Here is a 17,847-nt window from a genome sequence, read left to right on the forward strand (position 1 = left end):
GGCGGGGGGCGCGGCGGGGGGCAATGGTCGCACGCATCGGACTGGCCCTGATCGGGCTGGTCGTCGTCACCTGGGCGGTGGGATGGGCCATCCGGCTCATGCCGCCGCTCGGCCCGCTCGAACTGCCGAAAGGCGGACCGAGCGAGACCCGCTGGGACCAGTGGGGCGCCACCATGGGCGGCACTCGCTACACCCCCGCCGCGCAGATCACCCCCGCCAATGTCGCGCATCTGAAGGTCGCCTGGCGCTATTCGACCGGCGAATTGTCGCGCCGGCCCGATGCGATGCTGACCAACAGCACCAACGAGACGACCCCGATCCTCGCCGCCGGCTCGCTGATCACCTGCACGCCTTTCGGGCGCGTGATCGCGCTCGATCCCGCCACGGGACGCGAGAAGTGGGTCTATGACGCCGCGATCGACACGCAGTTCCAGCTGCCCGACCAATATATCTGCCGGGGCGTGTCGCAGTGGCAGGACAGCACCGCTCCCGCCTCCGCTACCGCCCCCGCCGCCTGTTCGACCCGCATCATCCTGGCGACGGTCGACATGCGGTTGATCGCGCTCGACGCGCGCACCGGCCGTCCCTGCGCCGACTTCGGCGACAAGGGCACGGTGCGCGTCGATCCCGGCAAGCTCCACCATCGCGGCGAGGTCAAGCTCGCCGCACCCGCCGCGATCGTCCGCGACAGCATCGTCATCGGCACCTCGGTGCTCGACAATGTCCGCGCCAATGCGCCGCGCGGGATCATCCGCGCTTTCGATGCGCGCAGCGGCCGCCAGATCTGGACCTTCGACCCGATCCCGCAGGAAGGCGGCCCCGACCGCGACTGGATGGGCGACAGCCGCCGCACCACCGGCGCCGCCAATGTCTGGTCGGTGATCGCGGGCGACCCGGCGCTCAACATGGTCTATCTGCCGACGTCGAGCGCCTCGCCCGATTATTATGGCGGCCTACGCCCCGGCGACAACCGCCACGCCAACAGCACGGTGGCGCTCGACGCCGCGACCGGCAAGCTGGTCTGGGCCCGCCAGCTGATCCACCACGACATCTGGGACTATGACACGCCCGCCCAGCCGACGCTGGTCGACATCACGCGCGGCGGGCGGCGCATTCCCGCGCTCGTCCAGCCGACCAAGCAGGGCTATGTCTTCGTCCTCGACCGGCGCACAGGCGCCCCCCTGTTCCCGATCGACGAGGTGCCCGTGCCGCAGGGCAGGGTGCCCGGCGAATGGCTCTCCCCCACCCAGCCGCGCCCGCGCCTGCCCAAGCCGATCGTGCCGCAGAGCATCACCCCCGACCAGGCCTGGGGCTTCACCCCCTGGGACCGGGGCAAGTGCCGCGACCTGATCGCGCGCTATCGTTCCGAAGGCCTGTTCACCCCGATCACGACGCGCGGCACGATCACCTATCCGGCGGCGTCGGGCGGCGCCAACTGGGGCGGCGGCGCGATCGATCCGGTGCGGCAGATCTTCTACGTCAACAGCAGCCGCGTCGCCTCCGTCATCAAGCTGCGCCCGCGCAAGCCGGGGGGCAGCGGCACCGTCCAGCTGTCGGCGCATGAAGACGTGTCGCCGATGGCCGGCACCCCCTATGACGTAAAGCGCGAGTGGCTCCTTTCCCCGCTCGGCGCCCCCTGCACGCCGCCGCCCTGGGGCGGCCTCACCGCGATCGACCTGCGCAGCGGCCGCATCCTGTGGGATGTCCCGTTGGGCACGATCAACGATCGCCTGCCGATCCCCCTGCCCGTGGACATCACGCTGGGGACCCCGAATATCGGCGGGCCGGTCGCGACGGGCGGCGGCGTGCTCTTCATCGCGGCGACGATGGACCGCAATCTGCGCGCGATCGACATGCGCAGCGGCAAGCTGCTGTGGCAGGATCGGTTGCCCGGCGGCAGCCAGACCACGCCGATGAGCTATGTCACCGGCGGCCGCCAATATGTGGTGGTGTCATCGGGGCAGCATATGTGGTTCCAGACGCCCCGCGCGGACGAGCTGATCGCCTACGCCCTGCCGGCGAAGTGAAGCCCGGCATCGCGTTCGGCGCGGTTGGTCGACGCCGCCGCGCCGATCTCGCTCATCCCCAGTTCGCGATGCTTTTCGGCGAGCAGCGCGACATAGTGGCGGCGCACCTCGCCCTCCAGTGACAGGATCGCGCTCTTCAGGAAATTGGCGTGGAGCTCGATGCAGCAGGTCGGCCCATCGATCGTCCCCACCGCCCAGCGATGATAGATGACGAACTCGGTCGCGACGAGCTCCTGCGCGATCCGCTCCAGGTCGAGGTCGGTGCAGGCATGGCCCGCCTCGATCTCCCGGTCGAGCCAGTTGCGGAAGCGGTTATAGGCGACCGAGCCAAGCTCGCGGATCGCGGCGGGGCGCGGCACCGACGAGAAGAAGAAGTCGATCACCGTCCGCGCATAGAGCGAGTCGCGGTACATTTCGGCCACCATCCAGTCGAGTTCCTTGAACACGACCTCGATGGTGTAGTCCTTCTTCTTGCGCGCGATGTGCCGGCGCACCTCGCGCAACCGGTCGGCCACCGTCGCGAAGATCACGCCTTCCTTGTCGCCATAGAGGCGGTAGAGCGTCCGCGGCGCGACATCGGCCTCGCGGCTCAGCCGCTCGATGGTGAGCCCCTGCACCCCGCCCTCGCCGAGGATATTGTGCGCGGCATTGATGATGCGCACCCGGCGCTCGGTCATCCCCTGGCTGGCATAGCGTTTGCGGGCGCGCGGCTTGGCCGTGCCCGCGTCGGCGTCGATATCGTCACCCTCGATATCGCCCCCCTTGATATCGTCAGGTTCAATGTCGCCAGAGTCTACGTCACTCGTCATTGCGGACAGGCTAATCCCTAAAGCGCCTGTCGTCACGCTCCGGAGAAGTCCTGCCAACTGGCCTTAGTGCGCAAAGCGGCGATCGCCGCGCCATATTCGCGCTCCAGCGTCGCCACGCGCTCGGCGACGCTCTCGACCGCCTTGACCGCGCCCACGCCCTGGCCCGAGCCCCAGATGTCGCGCCACGCCTTCGCATCGGCGCCGGAGGCCGATCCGAAATCCATCGCGGTCGGGTCGCGCTCGGGCAGCGCATCGGGGTCCATCCCCGCCGCCACGATCGACGAGCGCAGATAATTGCCGTGTACCCCGGTGAAATAGCTCGAATAGACGATGTCCGACGCGCCCGCCTCGACGATCGCCTGCTTGTAGCCGTCGACCGCATGGGCCTCGGTCGTCGCGATCCAGGGCGAGCCGATATAGGCGAAGTCCGCGCCCAGCGCCTGCGCCGCCAGGATCGACCGGCCATTGGCGATCGCCCCCGACAGCGCGACGAGGCCGTCGAACCATTCGCGCACCTCCTGCACCAGCGCGAAGGGCGACAGCGTCCCCGCATGCCCGCCCGCGCCCGCCGCGACGAGGATCAGCCCGTCGGCGCCGCGCTCGACCGCCTTGCGCGCGAAGCGGTCGTTGATGACGTCGTGCAGCACGATCCCGCCCCAGCCATGCACCCCCGCATTGACGTCCTCGCGCACGCCGAGCGAGGTGATCACCAGCGGCACCTTCCACTTGGCGCAGACCTGCAGGTCATGCTCGAGCCGGTCGTTCGAGCGGTGGACGATCTGGTTGACCGCAAAGGGCGCCGCCGGCCGGTCGGGATGCGCGCGATCATGCGCCGCCAGCTCCTCGGTGATCCGATGCAGCCACTCGTCGAGCTGGCTCGCCGGCCGCGCATTGAGCGCCGGAAAGCTGCCGACGATACCCGCCTTGCACTGCGCGATGACGAGCTCGGGCCCGGACACGATGAACATCGGCGAACCGATGACCGGCAGGCGCAGCGTGTCGAAGATCGGATATCGGGAGGCAGGCATGACTCACTTTCCGCATGGGGCAAGGGGTTTACGGTAATGCCATGGGGGAAGATGGGGTGGATGCCAAGGGGGGCGGGGATTGGTCAGGCCCGGATTGGAGGTCGCAAGCATGTTAACGCGCCTGATGGGACAAAGCGGACGTCGCTGTTTTGCTCACTAACGTCGAGCGTGGTCCGCCATCGGAGACATTCACAGCCTGGTTCGTTCGGCACAGCTCCCCGCCGAGATTTCACGCAGACAGCGCCAGTCCCGGCTGGCGGGCGGCAGGTTCCGCGACGAATGCTGCGGCGTCCACGCCAGCTTCTCGAAGAAACGGAGCCGCCGAAAGACGCGCGTAAAGGTTCAACATGCGCGTTTCGGCCCGGCGGATGAACGTCTCGTAAGCCATGGGTATTATCTTCGTCCGGCCTTCCTCGCGAACGCCTTCGCGCGGGGTGAGCTTCGAGCCCATCACGAAGCACGTCACCCGCGTTGCGTCATCGATGAGCCCGTGGGATTGCAGCTCGACGACATACTTCCAGGCCTGATTCTTCTGATCCATCCCGATCGGAATACCTGGTCGCTTCAGTTCGACCACCACCAGATGCGCCACTCCGATAACCTCGTGCTGGTCGTCGAAGGCGGGGCGCGCGAACAGGCCAACACTGCCATCAGGCAAGATCACGAAATCGGGACGGTTGAGGCTACCCTTCGCTGAGCCGCCGAGTAGGGTCTTGATCACGGTGGACATGCCTCGGTTGGATGTGAATTCGATGCTTTCGAACTCGGGACCGAACACCCAAAGGCTCCGCTCAATGAGCGGCTGCAGTTCGCGCACCTCGTCGGCACGCTCGTCGCGGAGCTTGTCGTGCAGTTCACGGATGAGTTTGAGCCGGCTCTGAATCTCATCAAGCGCGAGCTTCGCAGTCGCGACGCTCCAGTCGGCGAGAATACCATCAAGCTGGTCGAGTTCCCCCGGCTGGAGGGAATGCAGCTTCGCAAGCAAGCTGTATTGCGACGACGACGCTTCCAAATTGGCGAGTATGCCGGCAATCTGCTCGATCTGGTCGGACGAAATCCCCGGGCAGCTATCGGTGACCTGGTCGACGAATCTGTTCCAACGCTCGCGCGCGACCGGCGTGATTTGGGTAACGGTCGAAGCATAGCGCTGGCGGACTGCATCCTTGACCTCCTGGCGCCGTTCCGAGTGGAATGCCGCGATTTCCTCGCGGATCTTGTCTTGGACAGCGATTTGGGTTTGCTGCCAAGCGGGATCGCTCTGCTGGAATCCGGACCAGTCGGGCAGCACCGCATCGGTATCGGCGAGGAAGTCAGCGAAGACGATGAAGGTGAAGCGCTTCGCCTCGCTGGACCGACCATCAAGCACACGTTCATAATCTGTGCTACGCCATCCACAATTGCCCACCAACCGGTTATTGACGTGCCAAGCAATGCCGTGCTGGCGAGTGCTGCGATCGGCGCGCTGCGACTCGATCATAAGGATCGTAGCACGGCCGACGCCGGGGATGTCCACGAAGCTCTCACGCAGGAAATCGCGCGGAATATCGTCGAAGGTCACCGCCTGACCATCGACGAAGACCCGGAAGTTCGGATCGGTGAGGAAGCGGGTGCCGAGCACTTCGCGAATATCAGCGGCGCTGAGCCGCAACCGGGTCGGCTCGACGGCCTTGATCTCGACTCCGTGCCCGAGGCTCGCCTCGCGTTTGATCAGTTCCCAATCGAACGGGCGCAGTCCGCCGCGCGACACGCGGTAGGTTACCTGCTCGCCGCCCGCCTCGATGACGATGTCGTAAGGGTTGGAGAAGGCGAAGCCGCCATGGCGTCCGCGTCCATTGCGGCCATAGGCCCGGCGAGGCGCAAGCGTTTCCAATTCGACCGGGGGCGAGACATATTCGCCCTCAGCCGCGACGCGATTATAGTCGAACACTCCCCAACGCTGTTCGAACTGCGCCGCAGTCATGCCACGGCCGTTGTCCTTGATAGCGAACTTCCGTTCGCCATCGGCGGTCGGCCAGGTGATATCGACCACGGTAGCGTAGGCATCCCAAGCGTTCGCTACCAATTCGACGATGGCAACCGAGAGATCGGAGATGATGGGGCCGGCATGGCGATCCAGAAAGCGCCGGTCGAATGCGTATAAAGTTTCCTGCGACGTCATGGCCGATCCCCCGTGTCTTCATTCATAGCGAGACCGATGACTGCTGCGCCATCACAAATTGCCATTTTGGCGTCTGGCAAGCCTTTTGAAATGGTCTACAATCTCCTCATTGCTCGGTATCAGCGAAGTCTGATCCTGAATTGGCGTGGACGACCAAGTGAACCGCCGCGCATACGTCGGGCGGCAGTCGACCGGGCCCTTAGCCTCGATCCAGTGTGTCGCCTTGCGCAGGAGTGTTTCCGGAAGCGGATGACGGGCAAAGGGATCAGGGTAGCTGACGAAGGGTAGTATATGACAAGATTTCGCTGGATCACCCAATGTCGTGCGCTCGACGTGCTAGAGGTCTTTCGGACCAATGCGCAATTCCATCGGCTTTTCGAAGAATTTGGTCTCGGCGAAGATCTCGACGCGGAGGGCGGCGTCGGTTTGACCACGCCAAAGCTTCACAGTTTGCTGCAACGACTTTTACGGCGGGATCCCGATCGGCGCGATGCGGATGGGAACCACGTCTCCGACAGCCTAGTGCGGGAAGCTGCCCGCCACCTTCCAAACCTTCCCGACGGCGACGGATATCCGTGGGAAACAAAGCGCAGGTTCGAGAAGTCCGAAGCAACAGCGCTCCGCAACAGTTTGGCGGTCGACGGATGGACGGTCGTGGACAAGGTGCTTGTCCCTGTCAGCCCGGTGCCACTGTCCGAACCGCGATCGCGCTTACGCGAAAGTCTCGATGGTCCGCTCTTTGGCGATGCGCGCAAGCGCCTCGATCAGTTGGAGGCTGCGCTCGACGGCGGCAATTGGGAGGCTGCCAACGGCGTCGCGCGAGGCTTTCTGGCAGCGCTTTTCGTCGCGATCTGCCAGACGCTGGAACAAGGTGCTGCGCCTCGCGAGGAAAGCGACGCGCGCAAGCATCTCGCGGACATGGGCTTTTTCGGACCGACCCGGCAACAGGGTAAACCGTCGCCAGAGGCAGAGTTTGTATGGAAAATGAGTGGCATGATGGGGACCGAAGGGGTTCATGCTGGTGAAACGACGCCCGACACTGCCGTCTATCGCTACGCACTTACGCTTTTGACGGCGGACTATTTCTTAGGCCGGCTGAAAGCGCTTTGAGCCGGATATTGGCGACCAGGCGCAGTTCAGCCGAGTTGTCCATGGCGATCGAGCAGCCTCATCAACACTGCGTTGGCGTGGGTAAAATTGCCGTGCTGCTCGGCAAGCTGATATTGCCATTTGGCACCGTGGAAGAGGTTATTCCGAAGCCGCCAAATGATCATGAGCAACACGAGCATACGATTGCGGGGATCATCGTCGGCACCCGATAGGACCGCCGCCAACAGATCGGGATGGTCGTTGGCTCGCAGCTCAAGGCGATCGAAACGATAGGTCAAGGCGCCGTTGGCAAAATAGCGCGCACGGAAATATGCCAGTTCCGCATCGTAGCGCTCCGCTTCGAGCGACTCCTGTGTCGACCATTGATCAACGCGGGCGCGAATATGGTCAGCGCGGGCGAATCCGCCCATGATCCGGGACTCAAAAAGGCTCCAAAGCAAAGCGAAATCGGAAATCGCGCGGCGATCGGCTGGCGGCAGTTGCGAAAAGCCTGGCGCCCGCTGTTTCAACCATTTCTCCGCGACACCGTGTTCCATAATGCCCTCTCGTGTCACTATAACTTCATGAGGCTATCAGATTCGGTCGAGACAGGCGCTTCCTCATCGAGCGGGCTATAGCAAATCATTGTGCTAAAGAGATGCGGGGTTTTCCATGATCGATCCGGAAGATGCGCGCGGCTTTGCTCATCGGCTCAGCGAGGCGACCGCCCGAACGGTTCGCGACTATGAACAGGAAGATGTCGTCGGCGAGGAATCGTTCACCGACGAGTTGTGCGGTCGGCTGAAAGAAGCGCTCGAAGGGTTTGAGACTGCCACGATCCAGTGACAAACGGATGTCGCCTTCCCAGGAAGCGGACGCGGTCGCCTGAAGGCCCGCTCGACCACCCGGTGGAAGGAAGAGCCCAATCTGGGCGCCGATTTCGTCATGGTGCTCGACATCGACACGCCGGTTTATTCAGCCCGCAAAGGGTTCCTCGCGCAGGCTAAGCGGCTGGATGTGGGCAAGGCGATTGACCTGCCCGAGCATCGACGCCTGATCAATCAGTGCGAGAAAATGCTCTCGGTCACAGCGGCGAGCATGGTGTTCCTGTACAGCACCAAAAGAGTTCATGTCGTTCCGGCCGCCGCCGTCGTCCAGCACAAGGACACCAATCTCTACGATATCCTGACCTACAGTCTGCATTGGCTGTACCATGATTTTGCGATCTGCTGGTTCGGAGACCCGGCGATTCAGGCGACCGATCGGGTGGCGCTCGAGGGCCTGCGCGATCGGCTCGACGCGCGCGCGGGGGTCCGGCTGGTTGGGCGATCGCGCGATACTATTATCTACGGCGAGGATAAGCTGATCGACCCAGAGATTCTACGATAGCCCGTCTGAGTCAGTGGAAGTAGTAGATTTAGATTTGCAGAAAAATCCTCTCTAACACGTGATTGGTGTTGACATGCAAGCCGTCCAGTGAAGATCCTATTCTTCGCCTCGCTAGCACATCCAGGCCAAGCTGAGGATCGCCACCTATACTCTCCTCAAGCGTAACTGGTTAGCGTCAACTTTCGGCGGCAGCGGCCATTTCAAAGCCGCAAACGTAATGGGGAAAAATGGTCGTCAGCCGACGCCCCGCTTACCGACTCGCCCCCCTAATCCAAATTCTCATACAACCGGTTCAGCAACGTCAGCAGCCGCGAGAAGTCCGCCGCGCTGAAGCCCTTCGTCACCCGCTCGTAGATTGGCGCCGTCACGCCGCGCGCCGCCGCCAGCTTTTCGCGGCCGACGTCGGTCAGCAGCAATTCGGTGATGCGGCCGTCCTGGGCGCTCGGCTGGGTTTCGACGAGGCCGGCCTTCGCCATGCGCTCGACGATCCGCATCATCGTCGACAGGTTGATCACCGCCGAGCGGGCGACCTGCCCGATGGCGAGGGGGGATTGTTCGCCGAGGATCATCAGCACGCGCCAGGTGGGGATGTCGATTCCCAGCGCGCGCAGTTCCGCCTCGATCACGACATTGTAGCGGCTGACCGCGCGGTTCAGCAGATAGAAGGGATAGGCATCGACGCGGAAGTCTTCCGACCCCGGATTTCCCAGCGGACGCAGATCCTTAGCCACGCTTGTCTTCCCATCAGGATTTTACTTGCATCTGCAAGTTTTTCGAGTCAGCTTGATGACTGCTCATTGCTTGGGAGGAAGCACGATGTCCAGCACGCAGACGCTTATGGATTTCGCTACGGCGATCGGTCAGGACCAGATCCGGGTCGTCGACCTGACGCAGACGCTGTCGGAGGACACGCCGGTCCTCGTCCTGCCCCCCAATTTCGGCCAGTGCGCGCCTTTCTCGCGTGAGGAAATCTCGCGCTACGACGATCGCGGCGTCGCCTGGTACTGGAGCAACTTCACCGTCGGCGAGCATACCGGCACCCATTTCGACGCGCCGGTCCACTGGGTCTCGGGCGCGGAGCTCGAAGACAATACGGTCGACAAGATCCCGGCGCAGAAGCTGATCGCGCCCGCCGTCGTCATCGACTGTTCGGCCGAGGCTGCGGCCGATGCGGACTTCCTGCTGAAGGTCGAGCATATCGCGGCGTGGGAAGCGCAGCATGGCACGATCCCGGCGGGCAGCTGGGTGCTGTTCCGCACCGACTGGTCGAAGCGCGACGTCGACGCCTATACCAACCGCCGCGAGGATGGCGCGCACACACCGGGGCCGAGCACCGAGGCGGTCCGCTTCCTGATCGACCAGCGCAAGATCCTGGGCTTCGGCGTCGAGACGATCGGCACCGACGCGGGGCAGGCGCATCTGCTCGAGCCGCCCTATCCCGCCCACACGCTGCTGCACGCCGCCGGCCTCTATGGCCTGCAGTGCCTGGAGAATCTCGACAAGCTGCCGCCGACCGGCGCGGTCGTGGTCGCGCCGCCGCTGAAGATCCGCGACGGTTCGGGCAGCCCGCTGCGCGTGCTCGCGCTCGTCGCGGCCTGATCGGGGAGCAGGGGCCATGGCGGAGCGGTCGTTCAAGGCGGAGGTCAAGAAGCTGGAAGCCGGCGCCGGCGAGGAGTTCGTCGGCGAAGGCATCCTTGCCGTCACCAAGGCGCTGCTCCAGTCGGGCGTCGCCTATGTCGGCGGCTATCAGGGGTCGCCGATCAGCCATCTGATGGACGTGTTCGCCGATGCGAACGACCTGCTCGAAAGCCTGGGGGTGCATTTCGAGGCGAGCGCCAGCGAGGCGACCGCCGCCGCGATGCTCGCCGCCTCGGTCAACTACCCCCTGCGCGGCGCAGTCGCGTGGAAATCGGTCGTCGGCACCAATGTCGCGTCGGATGCGCTGTCCAACGTCGCATCGGGCGGGGTGAAGGGCGGCGCGCTGATCATCGTCGGCGAGGATTATGGCGAAGGCTCCTCGATCATGCAGGAGCGCACCCACGCCTTCGCGATGAAGTCGCAGATGTGGCTGCTCGATCCGCGCCCCAACCTGCCCAGCATCGTCAATTCGGTCGAGCAGGCCTTCCAGTTGTCCGAGGCGTCGAACACGCCGGTGATGCTCGAACTGCGCGTCCGCTCCTGCCACATGACGGGCAGCTTCATCGCCAAGGACAATGTCCGCCCCGCGATGACGGTCGACCAGGCCGCTGCCTCCCCGGTGCGCGACACCAACCGCATCGTGCTGCCGCCGGCCAATTTCCTCCACGAGGTCGAGAAGGTCGAGCAGCGCTGGCCGGCGGGCATCGCCTTCGTGCGCGACAACAAGCTCAATGAATGGTTCGGCCCGGCGCAGGACGATATCGGCATCATCGTCCAGGGCGGCCTCTACAACAATCTCAACCGCGCGATGGAGCTGCTGGGGCTGGCCGATGCCTTCGGCACCGCGCAGCTGCCGATCTACTGCCTCAACGTCACCTATCCGCTGATCCCCGACGAGGTCGCGGCCTTCTGCCAGGGCAAGAAGGCGGTGATGATCATCGAGGAAGGCCAGCCCGAGTTCATCGAGCATGAGCTGAACACGCTCGTCCGCCGCGCCGACCTGCAGACGCGCATCGTCGGCAAGGACGTGCTGCCGCGCGCGGGCGACTATACCGCGCATGTGGTGCTCGAAGGGCTGCGGAAATTCCTCGCCGAATGGAAGCCTGCGATGACCCTGCCCGAGCAGGTGATCGAGCCGCTGCCGGCCCCTGTCGCATCGCAGATCCCCGCCCGCCCGGCCGGCTTCTGCACCGGCTGCCCGGAACGCCCCGTCTTCACCTCGATGAAGCTGATCGAGCGCGAGCTGGGCCCGGCGCATGTCTCGGCCGATATCGGCTGCCACCTCTTCTCGATCCTGCCGCCGTTCAACATCGGCAACACGACGATGGGCTATGGCCTGGGCACCGCCGGCGCATCGGCGTTCAAGCCGAAGGACAAGCGCGCGATCGCGGTGATGGGCGATGGCGGCTTCTGGCATAACGGCCTCACCTCGGGCGTCGGCAATGCGGTGTTCAACAAGGACGACACCGTCACGCTGATCATCGACAATGGCTATTCGGCGGCGACCGGCGGCCAGGACATCCTGTCCTCGCGCGCCGACAACAAGGAGCGCGCGACGCGCCACCCGATCGAGCGCGCGGTGCGCGGCATCGGCGCGAAATGGGTACGCACGATCGACCGCACCTATGACCTGAAGCGGATGACCGCGGCGCTGCGCGAGGCGCTGACGAGCCCCGAAAAGGGCCCGAAGATCATCGTCGCCCAGTCCGAATGCATGCTCAACAAGCAGCGCCGCGAAAAGCCGGCGGTGCGCAAGGCGATCAAGGAGGGTAAGCGCGTCTTGCGCGAGCGCTTCGGCGTCGATTCCGACACCTGCACCGGCGATCATAGCTGCGTCCGCCTGTCGGGCTGTCCGTCGCTGACGATCAAGCCCAACCCCGATCCGCTGCGGCGCGATCCGGTGGCGCATGTCGAGAACAGCTGCGTCGGCTGCGGCCTGTGCGGCGAGGTCAGCCATGCCGCCGTGCTCTGCCCCAGCTTCTACCGGGCGAGCATCGTCTCCAACCCGACCGGCTGGGAACGCTTCCGCAAGCGGATCGGCGACGCCGTGATCGGCTTCCTGCAACAGCGCGACAACCGCGCCCGCGCCGCGAGGGCCTTCTGATGAACGCTGTAATCCCTGCGGACCGCAACCGCATCTGCATCGCGATCCTCGCCATGGGCGGCCAGGGCGGCGGCGTGCTCGCCGACTGGATCCAGGAAATGGCGCGCCACCATGGCTGGCTCGCGCAGGGCACCTCGGTCCCCGGCGTCGCCCAACGCACCGGCTCGACCGTCTATTATATCGAACTGGCCCGGGCGGTCGAAGGGCGCTTCCCGATCATGGCGCAGATGCCGGTGCCGGGCGACGTCGACATCGTCATCGCCTCCGAGCTGATGGAGGCGGGGCGCGCCATGCTGCGCAACTTCTCCACCGGCGACCGCACCACGCTGATCAGCTCCACCCACCGCGTCTATTCGATCGCCGAAAAGTCGGCGATGGGCGACGGGCGCGGCAACAGCGACAAGATCATCGAGGCCGCCGGACGCCGCGCCAAGCGCTTCATCGGCTTCGACATGGAAGCCGCGACCGAGCGTTCGGGCAGCGTGATCAGCGCGGTCATGTTCGGTGCGCTCGCCGGCAGCGGCACGTTGCCCTTCGGCCGCGACGCGTTCGAAGAAGCGATCCGCCAGAGCGGCATCGCGGTTCCGTCCAACCTCAAGGGCTTCGACGAGGGACTGCGCGCCGCCCAGGGCGCAGTCACGTTGCCCGAAGCTGTGCAGCATGACGTGCCGCAGCCGACCAGCGACACGGGCCGCAGGCTGGCCGCGCGGGTCGCGGCGAAGCTTCCGGCAGCCGCCCATGCCAATGCCCTGCACGGCGTGCAGCGCATGATGGACTATCAGGACGCGGCCTATGCCGAGCTCTATCTGGACCGGCTCGAGGCGGTCGCCGCGCTCGACGCCGCGCCCTTCCTGCTGACCGAGGAGACCGCGCGGCATCTGGCGCTGTGGATGAGCTATGAGGACACGATCCGCGTCGCCGATCTCAAGGTGCGCGAAAGCCGCATGGAGCGCGTCCGCAAGGAGGTCCATGCCGGTTCCGACCAGCTGATGACCGTCACCGAGTTCATGCACCCGCGCCTGCAGGAAGTGTGCGAGACGCTGCCGGAGTCTATCGGCAGCAGGATCCTCGCCTCCGACCGGCTGAAGCGCTGGCTCGATCGCTTCTTCCAGAAGGGCCGCCATGTCGAAACGACCAGCGCCCGCTGGTTCGCGGTGCTCTGGCTGCTGTCGCGGATGCGCGGCATGCGTCGGCGGACGCTGCGCTATCGCGAGGAGCAGCATCGCATCGAGCAATGGCTGCAGGACATCCGCGAGGCGGCCCCGGCGGACAATGCCCTCGCGGTCGAGATCGCGCGCTGCCAGCGGCTGATCAAGGGCTATAGCGACACGTTCGAGCGCGGCCTGCGCAACTACGCCGCTATCCGCGACCGCCTCCAGGCGCTCCCCGCCTCGGAGCGCTCGGCCGGCTGGCTCGCCCAGGCGCGCGAAACCGCGCTGGCCGATGAAAAGGGCCAGCATCTGCAGGACATGCTTGCGGCCTGACAGGCTCGACAGCTATCTGTTACCCAAGGCCGAGCTGGTGGTACATTCCAGCCCGGCTTTTGGGCGATGAGCCTATCTCCGATGGGAAGAAGTGGTAGGCGTGACCGGTCGAAACAGTTTCAGCCTTCTTCGCGACGACCTGCCCGTGGAGAGCAGGAAGGACGTGGCACATAAGGTCGCGACATTGTTCGAAGCTATCGGCGGCGAGCGGGAGGTCGTGTCCCCCTTTCAAGAGGGCCCTGTAGAGATCAGCAATTCCTCGGATATCGGCGCACCGAAGGAGCGGTGAGGCCCGCAATTGGTGCCTCCAGAAGCATCTCTCCCGTCACAATTGCTGCGCACAAAAAAGGGGCCCGTCCAAGCGACGGGCCCCTTTTTGCTGCACCTATGCTGCGATGTTTTGGGAAGGGGCCGGCCGCTCCTGCAGCGGTGACGGCCAGCCCCTTCCCGCCCCTCCCCCGTCACTGGGGGAAGGGTGGGCCTCGTCAGAAGGCGGCGATGTCGGTTATGCCGCGGCCCAGGATCAGGGCGTGGACGTCATGCGCGCCTTCATAGGTGTTGACGGTCTCCAGGTTCACCATGTGACGGATCACCTGATATTCCTCGGAGATGCCGTTGCCGCCGTGCATGTCGCGGGCCATGCGCGCGATGTCGAGCGCCTTGCCGACATTGTTGCGCTTGACGATCGAGACCATCTCCGGCGCGAAGCGGCCCTCGTCCATCAGGCGGCCGACGCGCAGGCTGGCCTGCAGGCCGAGCGCAATGTCGGTGAGCATGTCGGCCAGCTTCTTCTGGTAAAGCTGGGTCGCGGCCAGCGGACGGCCGAACTGCTTGCGGTCGAGGCCGTAGGAGCGCGCCGCGTGGAAGCAGAATTCCGCCGCGCCGAGCGAGCCCCAGGAAATGCCGTAGCGCGCACGGTTGAGGCAGCCGAACGGCCCCTTCAGGCCCTGCACGTTCGGCAGCAGCGCGTCTTCGCCCACTTCGACATCGTCGAGGTTGATCATGCCGGTGATCGACGCGCGCAGCGAGAATTTGCCCTCGATCTTCGGCGCGGACAGGCCCTTGGCGCCCTTCTCGACGACGAAGCCGCGGATCTGCCCGTCATGCGCGTCCGACTTCGCCCAGATCACGAACACGTCTGCGATCGGCGAGTTGGAGATCCAGGTCTTGTTGCCGTTGAGGCGATAGCCGCCGTCGATCTTGGTGGCGCGGGTGCGCATGCCGCCCGGGTCCGAACCGGCATCCGGCTCGGTCAGGCCGAAGCAGCCGATCCACTCGCCCGAAGCCAGCTTCGGCAGATAGCGCTGCTTCTGCTCTTCCGAGCCGTAGCTGTAGATCGGGTACATGACAAGGCTCGACTGCACCGACATCATCGAACGATAGCCGGAATCGACGCGCTCCACCTCGCGCGCGACGAGGCCATAAGCGACATAGGAGGCGCCGACGCCGCCATAGGCTTCGGGAATGGTCACACCGAGCAGGCCCTGCTCGCCCATCTCGCGGAAGATTTCCGGATCGGTATGCTCACGCGCGAAGGCGTCGATCACGCGCGGCTGGAGGCGGTCCTGCGCGTAGGCGCGCGCCGCGTCACGGATCATCCGCTCGTCATCGGTCAGTTGGTCGTCGAGCAGGAAGGGGTCGGACCAGTCGAACCGGCTCATCTGGCTCATGTCATGTTCCTCTTTGCGGGGCCGTCGCGCACCAGACGGTCGGGCCGGAATGATGATGGTGAATGTCAGTCGGGGATGACCGCGGTCGTCTCGATCTCGATCAGCGCTTCGTCTTCCATAAGGGCGACGACCTGCACGACCGCCATCGTCGGGAAGACACGCCCCATTATCGCACGGTAGATTTCGCCGATGCGGCGGACTTCGGCGAGATAGGCCTGCTTGTCGGTGACGTACCAGGTCATACGCACGACATGCTCGGGCTTGGCGCCCGCTTCGGCGAGCAAGGCGACGAGGTTGCGCAGCAGCTGCTCGAACTGGCCGGGCAGGTCCTTGGCAACGAACTTCTCTTCCTCGTTCCAGCCGACCAGGCCGGCGGTGTAGATGGTGCGGCCACGCGTCTCGATCGCGTTCGCATAACCCTTCGGGCGCGGCCAGCCGGCCGGTTGCAATGTCTTCACTGTGCCTGTTCCTGCGCTTCGGCGATCGTCGCACGCGCGATCACCACCTTCTGTACCTCGCTCGCGCCCTCGTAGATGCGCAGCGCGCGGATCTCGCGATAGAGCCGCTCGACCATCTTGCCGCTGACGACGCCTTCGCCGCCGAACAGCTGGACCGCCTTGTCGATCGTCAGCTGCGCGGTGTCGGTCGCATAGAGCTTCGCCATCGCCGCCTCGCGGGTGATGCGCGGCTGGCCGCTGTCCTTGGCCCAGGCCGCGCGATAGATCAGCAGCGCGCTGGCGTCGTTGCCCAGCGCCATGTCGGCGAGTGCGGCCTGCGTCAGCTGCAGGTCGGACAGCGGCGCGCCGAACAGCTTGCGCGTCGTCGCACGGTTGAGCGCCTCGTCGGTCGCCCGACGTGCAAAGCCGAGGGCTGCGGCACCGACGGTCGACCGCAGCATGTCGAGCGTCGCCATCGCGACCATGAAGCCGCGCCCCGGCTCGCCGAGCAGATAATCGTCGGGGATGAAGCAATTGTCGAAGCGGATCGTCGCCAGCGGATGCGGCGCGATCACGTCGATCTTTTCGGTGACCGAGAAGCCCTCGGTCGCGGTCGGGAAGACGAAGGCCGAGAGGCCCCGCGCGCCCGGCGCCTCGCCGCTGCGGGCGAAGATCGTCAGGATATCGGCGATGCTGCCGTTGGATATCCAGGTTTTCTCACCATTGATGATCCAGCCGCCGTCGACCTTGGTCGCGCTGGTCGCCATGGCCGCCACGTCGGAGCCCGCTTCCTTCTCGGACAGCGCGAAGCCCGCGATCATCTCACCGCGCGCGACCTTGGGCAGATAGGCGGCCTTGACCGCATCGCTGCCAAACAGGCCGATCGCGCCGGTGCCGAGCCCCTGCATCGCGAAGGCAAAGTCGGCGAGGCCGTGATGATAGCCCAATATCTGCCGGGTCAGGCAGAGGGTGCGGACGTCGACGGGGCTGTTCAGCCCGCCGAAGTCGGCCGGCACCGCCGCGCGCAGGAAACCCGCATCGCCGAGCAGCCGCACGAGCGCGCGGCAGTCGGCATCGACGTCGCCCGTCTCATGATGCAGGGCATCGGCGTTCTTGCGGCACCAGGCTTCCAGGTCCTGGGCGTAGCTGCGATGGCGATCCTCGAAGAAGGGCCAGGACAGAAAGCTCTGGTCCGCCATCTCAATTGCCCTCGAAGACCGGCTTCGACTTGGCGACGAACGCATTATAGGCGCGCTCGAAATCGCGCGTCTGCATGCAGATCGACTGCGCCTGTGCCTCGGCCTCTATCGCCACGTCGAGCGACATCGCCCATTCGATGTTGAGCTGGTTCTTGGTGATGCCATGGGCGAAGGTCGGCCCCGACGCCAGCATCCCGGCATAGGCCTGCGCCTCGTTCAGCACCTCTTCGGAGGCGACGATGCGGTTGTAGAAGCCCCAGCGCTCACCCTCTTCCGCGCCGAGCGACCGGCCCGAGAAAAGAAGATCCGAGGCGCGTCCCTGGCCGATGATGCGCGGCAGGATCGCACAGGCGCCCATATCGGCGCCGGCGAGGCCGACACGGGTGAACAGGAAGGCGGTCTTGGTCGCGGGAGTGGCGAACCGGATGTCGGACGCCATCGCCATGATCGCGCCCGCGCCCGCGCAGATGCCGTCGATCGCGGCGATCACCGGCTGCGGGCAGGCGCGCATCGCCTTGACCAGATCGCCGGTCATGCGGGTGAAGGCGAGAAGCTCGGGCATCTCCATCTTTGTCAGCGGGCCGATGATCTCGTGCACGTCGCCGCCCGAACAGAAATTGCCGCCGGCGCCGGTCACGACCACCGCCTTGACCTCGGTCGCGTAGACGAGGTCGCGGAAGAAATCGCGCAGCTCGGCATAGGATTCGAAGGTCAGCGGATTTTTCCGCTCGGGTCGATTCAGCGTGACCGTCGCGACCTTGCCGTCGAACGCATAGGCAAAGTGCTTCGGCGAATATTCTGCCGGGTTCAACATC

Annotated in this window: 17 protein-coding genes; 8 read left to right on the forward strand and 9 right to left on the reverse strand. The window is 65.2% G+C overall.

Annotated features, from left to right (window positions below):
• The first annotated feature begins 23 nt into the window (after window positions 1-23).
• Window positions 24-2,027, forward strand: a complete 2,004-nt coding sequence (locus G6P88_RS10410) for a pyrroloquinoline quinone-dependent dehydrogenase (protein WP_165325117.1) — start codon at window positions 24-26, stop codon at window positions 2,025-2,027.
• On the opposite strand, the gene G6P88_RS10415 is transcribed toward G6P88_RS10410, so the two are convergent.
• From G6P88_RS10415 to G6P88_RS10425, 3 genes are all read right to left on the reverse strand, one after another.
• Window positions 2,006-2,836, reverse strand: a complete 831-nt coding sequence (locus tag G6P88_RS10415) for a TetR/AcrR family transcriptional regulator (RefSeq protein WP_165323092.1) — start codon at window positions 2,834-2,836, stop codon at window positions 2,006-2,008. The genes G6P88_RS10410 and G6P88_RS10415 overlap by 22 nt on opposite strands.
• Window positions 2,837-2,868: 32 nt before the next feature.
• Window positions 2,869-3,864, reverse strand: coding sequence for an NAD(P)H-dependent flavin oxidoreductase (locus G6P88_RS10420; RefSeq protein ID WP_165323093.1), 996 nt, complete (start codon window positions 3,862-3,864; stop codon window positions 2,869-2,871).
• Between the two features lie 229 nt (window positions 3,865-4,093).
• Window positions 4,094-6,022 carry an ATP-binding protein gene (locus G6P88_RS10425; RefSeq protein ID WP_165323094.1) on the reverse strand — a complete coding sequence of 643 codons (1,929 nt, stop codon included), beginning with the start codon at window positions 6,020-6,022 and terminating at the stop codon, window positions 4,094-4,096.
• A gap of 291 nt (window positions 6,023-6,313) precedes the next feature.
• Between G6P88_RS10425 and G6P88_RS10430 the strand changes: the two genes are divergently transcribed.
• Window positions 6,314-7,132, forward strand: coding sequence for a hypothetical protein (locus G6P88_RS10430; protein WP_165323095.1), 819 nt, complete (start codon window positions 6,314-6,316; stop codon window positions 7,130-7,132).
• 26 nt (window positions 7,133-7,158) lie between these two features.
• Here G6P88_RS10430 and G6P88_RS10435 read toward each other — a convergent pair whose 3' ends face one another.
• On the reverse strand, window positions 7,159-7,668 hold the full coding sequence (locus G6P88_RS10435) for a hypothetical protein (RefSeq protein WP_165323096.1): 510 nt from the start codon (window positions 7,666-7,668) through the stop codon (window positions 7,159-7,161).
• 115 nt (window positions 7,669-7,783) lie between these two features.
• On the opposite strand from G6P88_RS10435, the gene G6P88_RS10440 reads away from it, so the two are divergent.
• Both G6P88_RS10440 and G6P88_RS10445 read left to right on the forward strand, forming a co-directional pair.
• A complete protein-coding gene (locus G6P88_RS10440; protein WP_165323097.1) occupies window positions 7,784-7,957 on the forward strand; it encodes a hypothetical protein in 174 nt (57 codons plus the stop codon).
• Window positions 7,958-8,056: 99 nt separating this feature from the next.
• Window positions 8,057-8,500, forward strand: coding sequence for a hypothetical protein (locus G6P88_RS10445; protein ID WP_165323098.1), 444 nt, complete (start codon window positions 8,057-8,059; stop codon window positions 8,498-8,500).
• Window positions 8,501-8,766: 266 nt separating this feature from the next.
• On the opposite strand, the gene G6P88_RS10450 is transcribed toward G6P88_RS10445, so the two are convergent.
• Window positions 8,767-9,231: a MarR family winged helix-turn-helix transcriptional regulator gene (locus G6P88_RS10450; protein ID WP_165323099.1), complete on the reverse strand. Its 465-nt coding sequence runs from the start codon at window positions 9,229-9,231 to the stop codon at window positions 8,767-8,769.
• An 85-nt stretch (window positions 9,232-9,316) separates the two neighbouring features.
• On the opposite strand from G6P88_RS10450, the gene G6P88_RS10455 reads away from it, so the two are divergent.
• From G6P88_RS10455 to G6P88_RS20220, 4 genes are all read left to right on the forward strand, one after another.
• Window positions 9,317-10,099 carry a cyclase family protein gene (locus tag G6P88_RS10455; RefSeq protein WP_165323100.1) on the forward strand — a complete coding sequence of 261 codons (783 nt, stop codon included), beginning with the start codon at window positions 9,317-9,319 and terminating at the stop codon, window positions 10,097-10,099.
• Window positions 10,100-10,115: 16 nt separating this feature from the next.
• Window positions 10,116-12,242, forward strand: a complete 2,127-nt coding sequence (locus G6P88_RS10460) for a ferredoxin family protein (RefSeq protein ID WP_165323101.1) — start codon at window positions 10,116-10,118, stop codon at window positions 12,240-12,242.
• Window positions 12,242-13,726 carry an indolepyruvate oxidoreductase subunit beta family protein gene (locus G6P88_RS10465; protein ID WP_165323102.1) on the forward strand — a complete coding sequence of 495 codons (1,485 nt, stop codon included), beginning with the start codon at window positions 12,242-12,244 and terminating at the stop codon, window positions 13,724-13,726. Before G6P88_RS10460 ends, G6P88_RS10465 begins: the two co-directional genes overlap by 1 nt.
• 100 nt (window positions 13,727-13,826) lie before the next feature.
• Window positions 13,827-14,015, forward strand: a complete 189-nt coding sequence (locus G6P88_RS20220) for a hypothetical protein (protein WP_206335742.1) — start codon at window positions 13,827-13,829, stop codon at window positions 14,013-14,015.
• 196 nt (window positions 14,016-14,211) lie between these two features.
• Here G6P88_RS20220 and G6P88_RS10470 read toward each other — a convergent pair whose 3' ends face one another.
• The 4 genes from G6P88_RS10470 to G6P88_RS10485 all read right to left on the reverse strand — a co-directional run bounded on the left by G6P88_RS10470 (window position 14,212) and on the right by G6P88_RS10485 (window position 17,846).
• A complete protein-coding gene (locus G6P88_RS10470) occupies window positions 14,212-15,396 on the reverse strand; it encodes an acyl-CoA dehydrogenase (RefSeq protein ID WP_165323103.1) in 1,185 nt (394 codons plus the stop codon).
• A 65-nt stretch (window positions 15,397-15,461) separates the two neighbouring features.
• A complete protein-coding gene (locus tag G6P88_RS10475) occupies window positions 15,462-15,854 on the reverse strand; it encodes a RidA family protein (RefSeq protein ID WP_165323104.1) in 393 nt (130 codons plus the stop codon).
• Complete coding sequence (locus tag G6P88_RS10480; RefSeq protein WP_165323105.1) at window positions 15,851-17,032, reverse strand: acyl-CoA dehydrogenase family protein; 1,182 nt, start codon at window positions 17,030-17,032, stop codon at window positions 15,851-15,853. Before G6P88_RS10480 ends, G6P88_RS10475 begins: the two co-directional genes overlap by 4 nt.
• Before the next feature lies 1 nt (window position 17,033).
• The gene (locus tag G6P88_RS10485; RefSeq protein ID WP_165323106.1) at window positions 17,034-17,846 is read right to left on the reverse strand and encodes an enoyl-CoA hydratase family protein; all 813 of its coding nucleotides are present in this window, start codon (window positions 17,844-17,846) and stop codon (window positions 17,034-17,036) included.
• Window position 17,847: the final 1 nt, after the last annotated feature.

The sequence above is a fragment of the Rhizorhabdus phycosphaerae genome, from assembly GCF_011044255.1.
GTDB classification, from domain to species: Bacteria; Pseudomonadota; Alphaproteobacteria; order Sphingomonadales; family Sphingomonadaceae; genus Rhizorhabdus; species Rhizorhabdus phycosphaerae.